Here is a 2,080-nt window from a genome sequence, read left to right on the forward strand (position 1 = left end):
CAAGGCCGATATCTGCTTCTCGCGCGGCACGGCGAGGCCGTGTCGGAGGAAGAGGGCCTGACGGAGCGCGGACTACGGCAGGCGGCGCTGCTCGGGGAGCGGCTCAAGGGGGTGCCTCTGGAACGGGTCTGGCATTCGCCGCTCGCGAGGGGCGCGGAGACGGCACGGCTGGTCGCGGAACGGCTGGGCGGGGTGCCGCTGACGGTGGAGGAGGCCGCCGGGGACTATGTCCCGTACGTGCCGGAGCGGGAGGAACTGCCCCAGGACTCGGCCGGCTTGCTGCTGCGGTTCCTGGGACAGGTCACGGAGGCGGAGCGCACCGGCGGCGCGCGGCTGGCCGCCGAGGCGGAGCGGCTGTTCACAGGGGTCACGGAGGGCGAGGCGGACCGCTACGAACTCGTGGTCACGCACAGTTTCCTCGTCGCCTGGCTCGTGCGGGCGGCACTGGACACCCCCAAGTGGCGGTGGATCGGCCTCAATCACTGCAACGCGGCACTGACCGTCATCCGCTACACGCCCGGGAGGCCGGTCTCCGTGATGCTGTGGAACGACATGGCGCACCTGCCGGAGGAACTGCGCTGGACCGGGTTCCCCGCCGGAGCGCGCATCTGAGCCTCTGCGCGACGCCGGGCGGAGCCGCGCGACGCCGGGCCGAACCGCTCGGCCCCGGAGGTACGTCGGTCCCTGGGGTACGGAAGCCCCGTCGGCTGCTCAGGCGGACGCGCGGCCGGCCAGGCGGTACGCCAGGTCCGGGTAGGCGACGATCAGGCCGTCGCGGTCGAACTCCAGGTTGGCGGTGAAGTCCCCCGACGTGAAGCGCACCGTGCCCGGTGCGAGATGGGCGTACGTCTGCCGGGAGGGCCGCACCTGGAGACCCGGCACGGAGACCCAGGCCATGAGGAAGGTGTGCTCCCCCGGCTCGCGGTGCAGGTTCCGGCGCAGGACCGGCATCGTATTGGTGAGGGGCGACAGCCCGAGGTCGCAGTCGAGGGACTCGGCCGCCCAGGTCAGGGTGGTGCCGTTCGCCGTCCAGACCCCGGTGTCCGCGGCGCGGCGCAGTTCCAGGCTGTGGGTGTCCGTCGCGGTCTCGGAGGTGACGGTGAGGCGCCGGGTGGTCCACTCCTCGCCCGTCTCGAGTTCGTACGAGATCCAGCAGGGCTCCGGGAGTGCCCCGAAGGCCCGGCCGCGGGCGTGGAGCGTGCCGCCCTTGAAGGTCACCCACGCCGATTCGAAGCCGCCGCTCGCCGTGACCTGCCAGGTGGGCGCTTTCACGTCGCTCATGTGCACCATCCTGGCTGTCATGACGTGGTGGTGCACGGGGATGCGGTGGATGGACGAACGGCCCGCTCTCGGGTGGTGGCGGGAGGAGGACGGGGCGCAGCGGTGGAGCCCGCTGCGCAGGGGCGATGACCTCGGGTTCCGGGCCGAGGGCGGGCGGCGCTGCCTCGGGGTGTGGCGCGCGGGCCGCCGAACGCCGTGTCCGGTGCGGGCGGCCGTCCCGGGCCGTACGACCCGGGCGCAGTGCGCCGACTGCGCGCGGCTCGAACGGTCGTACTCCGTGGCGGCGGACACGGCGCTCGACGACCCGCGGCCGTACGGCGTCTATCTGGCGTGGTTCGGCGAGGGGCTGCTCAAGGTGGGGATCACCGTCGCCGAGCGGGGGAACGCGCGGCTGCTGGAGCAGGGCGCGGTCCGTTTCACCTGGCTGGGACACGGTCCGCTGATGGCCGCGCGGCGCGCCGAGGAACTGCTGCGGGCCGCGCTCGGCATCCCCGACCGCATCCCCTACGGGGTGAAGCGGAGGGTGCGGCACAGGGCGGGGACGGCGGGTCCGGCGGAGCTCGAAGACGCGTACGCGCGGGCCGTGGCGCTCGGCGGCTGGCCGGAGTCCCTGGAACGGGCGCCCCTCGACGTCGTCTGCCTGGGCGGGGCCTTCGGCCTGGAGGGACTGGCACCGCCCACGGGCGTCGTGGCCGGCCTGGTCGGCGGAGGGGACGTCGTGGGGCGGATCCTGGCCCTCGCCGGGCCCGACCTCCACCTGGGAACGGGAACGGGAACGGGAACGGGGACGGGAACGGGG

General features: G+C 73.9%; 3 protein-coding genes. 2 read left to right on the top strand and 1 reads right to left on the bottom strand.

Annotated features, from left to right (window positions below; all coding sequences use genetic code 11):
* Positions 1–612 (top strand): histidine phosphatase family protein (locus GUY61_RS37760; protein ID WP_166634802.1); only part of this gene is annotated, 612 nt, incomplete at its 5' end.
* A gap of 99 nt (positions 613–711) precedes the next feature.
* Here the strand turns inward: GUY61_RS37760 and GUY61_RS37765 are convergent.
* Positions 712–1,281 (bottom strand): putative glycolipid-binding domain-containing protein, encoded by a 570-nt coding sequence (locus GUY61_RS37765; protein WP_166634803.1) that lies wholly within the window; start codon positions 1,279–1,281, stop codon positions 712–714.
* Between the two features lie 19 nt (positions 1,282–1,300).
* Between GUY61_RS37765 and GUY61_RS37770 the strand changes: the two genes are divergently transcribed.
* Positions 1,301–2,080: DUF2797 domain-containing protein (locus GUY61_RS37770; protein WP_243767028.1), on the top strand; the 780-nt coding region annotated here is incomplete at its 3' end.

The sequence above is a fragment of the Streptomyces sp. GC420 genome, assembly GCF_009916105.1.
GTDB lineage: Bacteria > Actinomycetota > Actinomycetes > Streptomycetales > Streptomycetaceae > Streptomyces.

Excerpts from the sequence above, each read along its gene's own strand:
- GUY61_RS37765 (WP_166634803.1), bottom strand. The coding sequence starts at position 1,281 with ATGAGCGACGTGAAAGCGCCCACCTGGCAGGTCACGGCGAGCGGCGGC.